The organism is Mycobacterium sp. (assembly GCF_049585075.1).
Taxonomy (GTDB): Bacteria; Actinomycetota; Actinomycetes; order Mycobacteriales; family Mycobacteriaceae; genus Mycobacterium.
Map to the genome: position 1 here is coordinate 1 of NZ_JBAUZA010000427.1, position 6721 is coordinate 6721.

Genomic DNA, 6721 nt, shown 5'->3' on the forward strand with positions numbered 1-6721 from the left:
GAGCCGGCCCTGGCGTCGGCGACCGGCACCGAGGCCGGTCCCGGCTACTCGGCGCTCCGGCTGATCTCGCGGCTGTGGCGAAGGCCCACCACCGGCGTGCCCGCGCCCATCGTCGTACCTGCCCCCGGCTAAATCAGGGCGCGGCTCCTGAGGATAGATTCGAGACCTCAGACCCCGAGGAGCCGTCATGCCGGAAGCCGTCATCGTCTCAACCGCCCGTTCACCGATCGGTCGCGCCATGAAAGGGTCGCTGGTCAGCATGCGGCCCGACGATCTGGCGGCGCAGATGGTGCGCGCCGCACTGGACAAGGTGCCCGCGCTCAACCCGCACCAAATTGACGACCTGATGTTGGGCTGCGGCCTACCCGGCGGTGAGCAAGGCTTCAACATGGCTCGCGTCGTCGCCGTCGAACTCGGCTACGACTTCCTGTCGGGCACCACGGTCAACCGATACTGCTCGTCGTCGCTGCAGACCATCCGGATGGCCTTCCACGCGATCAAGGCCGGTGAAGGTGACGCGTTCATCTCTGCCGGCGTGGAGACCGTCTCCCGATTCGCCAAGGGCAACTCGGACTCCTGGCCGGACACCAAGAACCCACTATTCGACGACGCCCAAGAACGCACATCCAGCGCGGCCCAGGGCGCCGACGACTGGCACGATCCCCGCTCCGATGACGCGGTGCCCGACATCTACATCGCGATGGGTCAAACCGCCGAAAACGTCGCGATCCTCACCGGGATCAGCCGCGAAGACCAGGACCACTGGGGAGTGCGCAGCCAGAACCGGGCCGAGGAGGCGATCAAGAGCGGGTTCTTCGAGCGCGAGATCGAACCGGTCACCCTGCCTGACGGCACCACGGTCAGCACCGACGACGGCCCGCGACCGGGAACCACCTACGAGAAGATCAGCGAGCTCAAGCCGGTGTTCCGGCCCAATGGCACGGTGACCGCGGGCAATGCCTGCCCGCTGAACGACGGCGCCGCTGCGGTGGTGATCACCAGCGACACGAAGGCCAAAGAACTCGGCCTGACGCCGCTGGCGCGCGTGGTGGCCACCGGGGTGAGCGGGCTGTCCCCGGAGATCATGGGCCTCGGCCCGATCGAGGCGAGCAAGAAGGCGCTGGCGAACGCCGGCTTGTCGATCAAAGACATCGACCTGTTCGAGATCAACGAGGCGTTCGCCGTCCAGGTACTCGGCTCGGCCCGCGAGCTGGGAATCGACGAGGACAAGCTGAACGTGTCGGGCGGTGCGATCGCGCTGGGCCACCCGTTCGGCATGACCGGCGCTCGCATCGCCACCACGCTGCTGAACAACCTGACCACCCACGACAAGACGTTCGGCCTCGAGACCATGTGCGTCGGCGGCGGCCAAGGCATGGCGATGGTGCTCGAGCGGCTGAGCTGACGCGCCGGCTCGTCCGTCGAGTGTGCATCCTGGGCGTCCAGCGTGCACCCACGGCCGCGACACGCCGCGCGAGGCCGCCCTCAACGCACACTCGATGCCGGCTCAGCTGCAGAAAAACCGGCACGCCAATTGGCGTGCCGGTTTCCGGTCAACCCAGCTAATCGTTTTGTAGATAACTCAGCAGGCGCAGGATCTCCATGTACAGCCACACGAGCGTCACGGTCAGGGCCAGGGCAACGCTCCACGCCGCCTTCTCCGGCGCTCCGGCACGGATCAGCTGGTCGGCCATGTCAAAGTCGATGAGGAAGAAGAACGCGGCCACGCATATGCACACCAGCGAGAAGATGATCGCCAACGGTCCGCCGCTGCGCAGCCCCATCCCCTGACCGTGGTCGACACCGAACATCCCCAGCACCAGGTTGCCGAGCATCAGGAATAACACACCGATGCCGGCGGCGATGACCATGCGGGCGAACTTAGGGGTGACCCGGATGGCGCCGGTTTTGTAGACAACCAGCATGCCGGCGAACACCCCGAGTGTTCCCAAGATGGCCTGCCCGATCATCGCTCCGGCATTGCTGGACGACACCTCGATGTTGGCCAACACAAACGTAAAGGCGCCGAGGAACAGGCCCTCCAAACCGGCGTAGGTCAGCACGAGGGCCGGGTTGTCCTGCTTGCGCGCGAAGGTGGCGAAAACTACCACCCCCAAAGCACCGAACCCGCCGACCACCGAGAACGGCAACGCCAGCGGGAGATGCGTCGACACCACGAAGTAAGAAACGACGGCCACAGCCGACAGCACCGCCAGGGTGATCCCGGTCTTGGTGACGACGTCGTCAATGGTCAGCGGGCGGGAAACGCCGGCCCGCTGGTCGACATACGGAGCATAGGGGTCCGTTTGATGCCCATACTGGGTCGCGGCGCCCGCGGCGCCAGTCCCAAACTGCGCGTACCCGCCGCGCTGCTTGGGCAGCGAGCGAAATACCGGGTTGCTAGTCTCCCGCACCGTCGGATCCTCTCTTGAGCTGTGACTTCGAGCCGTGTGAACAATTGATCAACGAACCGTAGTCCAGCCAGGTTCCCAGCGGAGGATTTACTCAATCTGGGGCCGGAGCTACTCAAGATAAACCTTACCCGCGAGCGGTTCGATGCGGGTAACGATCTAGATTGCTGGTCAAGTCCTGACCTGCATCACCTGACATTCCGCGAGGGGAGACGACGCGCGTGACGGACGAATCCGACGAGATTTTGACCCGCGTTCAAGATGGTGTCGGTTTTGTGACGCTCAATCGCCCCAAGGCGATCAACTCGCTGAATCAAGGCATGGTCAACGGGCTGGCCGCTGTTCTCGCCGAATGGGAGCAGGACGGGCAGGTCGACGTGGTCGTACTCGCCGGCGCCGGGGAGCGCGGCCTGTGCGCCGGCGGCGACGTGGTGGCGATCTATCACAGTGCCCGCGGCGACGGGGTGGCGGCGCGGCGATTCTGGCACGACGAGTATCTGCTCAACGGCCAAATCGGCCGGTTCGGTAAGACTTACGTGTCGCTGATGGACGGCATCGTGATGGGCGGCGGCGTCGGTGTGGGCGCACACGCCAACACCCGCGTAGTAACCGACACGTCCAAGATCGCCATGCCCGAGGTCGGTATCGGCTTCATCCCCGACGTCGGCGGGGCTTACCTGCTGTCGCGCGCCCCGGGATCGCTGGGCCTGCATGCGGCGCTGACCGGGGCGCCGTTCTCCGGCGCTGATGCCATCGCACTTGGGTTCGCCGACCACTTTGTTCCGCACGACAAACTCGACACATTCAGCCAGGCCATCGTCGCCGACGGCGTCGAGAAGGCTCTGGCCGCCCATGCCGTCGAGCCGCCACCGAGTAACCTTGCAGCGCAACGTGAGTGGATCGACCATTGCTACGCCGGTGACACCGTCGCCGATATCGTCGCCAGTCTGCGCGCCCACGGGCAGGCAGGGGCCGGGCCCGGCTCGGGACCTGCTCAAGACGCTGCCAACCTGATCGCCACCCGCTCCCCAATCGCGCTGTCAGTGACGCTGGAGGCGGTGCGTCGTGCCGCCAAGCTCGACACCCTGGAAGATGTTCTGGCCCAGGACTATCGGGTGTCGTGTGCGTCGTTGCGCAGCCATGATCTGGTGGAGGGCATCCGGGCTCAGCTGGTCGACAAGGATCGCGATCCGAAGTGGTCGCCGGCCTCGCTGGCCCAGGTGAGCGCGGCCGACGTCGACGCATACTTCGCACCAGTCGACGACGATCTGAAGTTCTAGAAGGAGCAGGACATGGCCGAAAAAGAATGGGAAACCATCCTGGTCGAGCGCGACGGGCGGGTCGGCACCATCACGCTGAACCGTCCGCAGGCACTGAATGCCCTGAACAGTCAGGTGATGCACGAAGTCACCACCGCCGCAGCCGAATTAGACAACGATTCCGGTATCGGTGCGATCGTCATCACCGGCTCGGCCAAAGCGTTCGCCGCCGGCGCCGACATCAAAGAGATGTCGCAGCTGGCGTTCTCCGAGGTCTTTGATGGCGACTTCTTCGCTCCTTGGGCCAAGCTCGCCGCCGTTCGCACTCCGACCATCGCCGCGGTAGCCGGGCATGCGCTGGGTGGCGGCTGCGAACTGGCGATGATGTGCGATCTGCTGATCGCTGCTGACACTGCGAAATTCGGCCAACCCGAGATCAAGCTCGGCGTGCTGCCCGGCATGGGCGGTTCGCAACGGTTGACCCGGGCGATCGGCAAGGCCAAGGCCATGGACCTGATTCTGACCGGTCGCACCATCGACGCCGCCGAGGCCGAGCGCAGCGGCCTGGTGTCGCGGGTGGTGCCCGCCGACGACTTGCTCACCGAAGCCAAGGCCGTCGCCACCACCATTGCAGGGATGTCGCGGTCGGCGTCGCGGATGGCCAAGGAAGCGGTCAACCGCGCCTTCGAATCGACCTTGGCCGAAGGGCTGCTGTACGAACGTCGGTTGTTCCATTCGGCTTTCGCGACCGATGATCAGTCCGAAGGAATGGCGGCGTTCATCGAAAAGCGGGCTCCGAACTTCACCCACCGCTAAGGAGCCAAGGTGAGCGAGGCGGCGATCGCCGAATCCCCTGAGGCAGCCGTCGAGGCGCCCCACAAGAAACCGTGGTGGGTTCGGCACTACACCTTCACCGGCACCGCGGTCGGCCTGATATTCCTGTGGTTTTCCATGACGCCGTCGCTGTTGCCACGAGGGCCGCTGTTTCAGGGTTTGGTCAGCGGCCTATCCGGCGCGATCGGTTACGGCATAGGGGTTTTCGCGGTGTGGCTGGTTCGCTACATGCGGTCAAAGGATTCCAGCCCGCCGGCACCGCGCCCGGCGTGGCTGATCCTGATCGCCGCCGGTGCGGTCGGCATGGTCGCGATGGTGATCTGGTTTCATGTCTGGCAGGACCGGGTGCGCGATTTGATGGGCGTCACACATCTGAGGTGGAGCGACTATCCACTGGCCACCGCAGTGTCGTTGCTCGTGCTGTTCGCGGTCGTCGAGGTCGGCCAGCTTGTCCGTCGATTGTTCCGTTTCCTGGATCTGCGGCTCGATCGCTTTGCGCCGCCGCGGGTTTCAGCGGTCATCGTGGTTTTTCTGCTGGTGGCGCTGACGATCGCTCTGCTCAACGGCGTGGTGGTGAAATTCGCGATGCGGACCATGAACAACACGTTCGCGGCAGTCAACGACGAGATCAATCCCGACAAGGCCGCGCCGAACACTCCGCTGCGCTCCGGCGGACCGCAGTCGCTGGTGTCCTGGGAATCGCTGGGACACCAGGGCCGCATCTTCGTGGCAGGCGGGCCGACCGTGGCGCAGCTCACCGCGTTCAACGGCGTCCCGGCGGTCGAACCGATCCGCGCCTACGCCGGACTGGACTCCGACGACGGCATCACCGCCGCCGCGGAGTTGGCCGCGCGCGAGTTGCAGCGCACCGGTGGACTGCGTCGTGCTGTCGTCGCGGTCGGAACCACCACCGGCACCGGCTGGATCAACGAAGCGGAAGCCTCGGCGTTGGAGTACATGTACAACGGCAACACCGCGGTCGTCAGCATGCAGTACTCGTTCCTGCCCAGCTGGCTGTCGTTTTTGGTGGACAAGGAGAACGCCCGCCACGCCGGCCAGGCGCTGTTCGAGGCGGTGGACCGGCTGGTGCGCGAGCTGCCGGAAGCTCAGCGTCCCAAGCTCGTCGTGTTCGGCGAAAGCCTGGGCTCCTTCGGCGGCGAAGCGCCGTTCATGAGCCTCAACAATGTGCTGGCCCGCACCGACGGCGCGCTTTTTTCCGGGCCAACGTTCCAGAACACCATTTGGACCGATCTGACCTCGACCCGCGATCGCGGGTCACCGGAATGGCTGCCGATCTACGACCACGGACGCAACGTGCGCTTCGTTGCCCGCCCAAGCGATTTGGATCGTCCGCATGCGCCGTGGCAGCACCCCCGGGTGGTCTACCTCCAACACGCCTCCGACCCCATCGCCTGGTGGAATCCCGACCTGCTGTTCCGCCGACCGGACTGGTTACGCGAAAAGCGTGGTTACGACGTGCTGCCCGAGACCGAGTGGATCCCGGTCGTGACGTTTTTGCAGGTATCGGCCGACATGGCGGTGGCCACCGATGTACCGCCCGGGCATGGTCACGACTACGTGGCCGACGTGGCCGACGGCTGGGCGGCGGTGTTGCAGCCGCCGGGTTGGACACCGGCCAAGACGGGCAAACTGCGCCCGCTGCTGCACGCCAGCGACGGCTGACGCGGGCCGAACAGTTGCTGAGTGTGCGGCGGGTTTCGGGCGTCTGAACAGTAGCTACACCGCGATGAATAACTATCGCGGCGATGAAATACGTGGCAACATTTGCTTTCCGGGAACCGATGAAGGTTGTGATATTCGGCACCCCGTCCGGTGACGATGCAGAGCGCAGCGATGCGGAGGAGCCGGACATCACCCGTGAAGGGAGTGATCAATGACTCGGGCAAGGTCATCCAGCGCCCGCGGCAGAGTTGCGAAGATCGCGGTGGCGGGGGTGCTCATCGGAATACCGATCGCCGCGGTGAGCGGCCCGGCGTACGCCGCGCCTGCGGGCACACCAACTGTGCTTCCGGCGCCGCTGCCGGCGGATCCACCCCCCAATCCGCCGGAGCCGCCGCCGCACCACCAAGCGCCGCCTGCCCCGGTGTACACCGAGACCGAGGACTGGTGGGGCTACGGCGACTCGGGCGGTGGTGGCGGCGGCGGCTAGGACGGGCTAGCGGGCGATCGCAAGCGCGGCGAAGCCGGGCGCAGCGG

At 65.6% G+C, this 6721-nt stretch carries 7 protein-coding genes; 6 read left to right on the forward strand and 1 reads right to left on the reverse strand.

Features of this window, described 5'->3' with window-relative positions:
- Nucleotides 1-187 precede the first annotated feature (187 nt).
- Nucleotides 188-1405, forward strand: coding sequence for an acetyl-CoA C-acetyltransferase (locus tag WB785_RS20135; protein ID WP_424081145.1), 1218 nt, complete (start codon nt 188-190; stop codon nt 1403-1405).
- Between the two features lie 157 nt (nt 1406-1562).
- Here the strand turns inward: WB785_RS20135 and WB785_RS20140 are convergent, their stop codons facing one another.
- Nucleotides 1563-2414, reverse strand: a complete 852-nt coding sequence (locus WB785_RS20140; RefSeq protein WP_424081147.1) for a Bax inhibitor-1/YccA family protein — start codon at nt 2412-2414, stop codon at nt 1563-1565.
- A gap of 218 nt (nt 2415-2632) precedes the next feature.
- On the opposite strand from WB785_RS20140, the gene WB785_RS20145 reads away from it, so the two are divergent.
- The 5 genes from WB785_RS20145 to WB785_RS20165 all read left to right on the forward strand — a co-directional run bounded on the left by WB785_RS20145 (nt 2633) and on the right by WB785_RS20165 (nt 6674).
- On the forward strand, nt 2633-3691 hold the full coding sequence (locus WB785_RS20145) for an enoyl-CoA hydratase/isomerase family protein (protein WP_424081149.1): 1059 nt from the start codon (nt 2633-2635) through the stop codon (nt 3689-3691).
- Between the two features lie 12 nt (nt 3692-3703).
- The gene (locus WB785_RS20150) at nt 3704-4486 is read left to right on the forward strand and encodes an enoyl-CoA hydratase (RefSeq protein WP_424081151.1); all 783 of its coding nucleotides are present in this window, start codon (nt 3704-3706) and stop codon (nt 4484-4486) included.
- A gap of 24 nt (nt 4487-4510) precedes the next feature.
- The gene (locus WB785_RS20155) at nt 4511-6187 is read left to right on the forward strand and encodes an alpha/beta hydrolase (protein ID WP_424081157.1); all 1677 of its coding nucleotides are present in this window, start codon (nt 4511-4513) and stop codon (nt 6185-6187) included.
- An 83-nt stretch (nt 6188-6270) separates the two neighbouring features.
- Nucleotides 6271-6402, forward strand: coding sequence for a hypothetical protein (locus tag WB785_RS20160; RefSeq protein WP_424081153.1), 132 nt, complete (start codon nt 6271-6273; stop codon nt 6400-6402).
- Nucleotides 6399-6674, forward strand: coding sequence for a hypothetical protein (locus WB785_RS20165; RefSeq protein WP_424081155.1), 276 nt, complete (start codon nt 6399-6401; stop codon nt 6672-6674). The genes WB785_RS20160 and WB785_RS20165 overlap by 4 nt, the downstream gene beginning before the upstream one ends.
- The last annotated feature ends 47 nt before the right edge of the window (nt 6675-6721 follow it).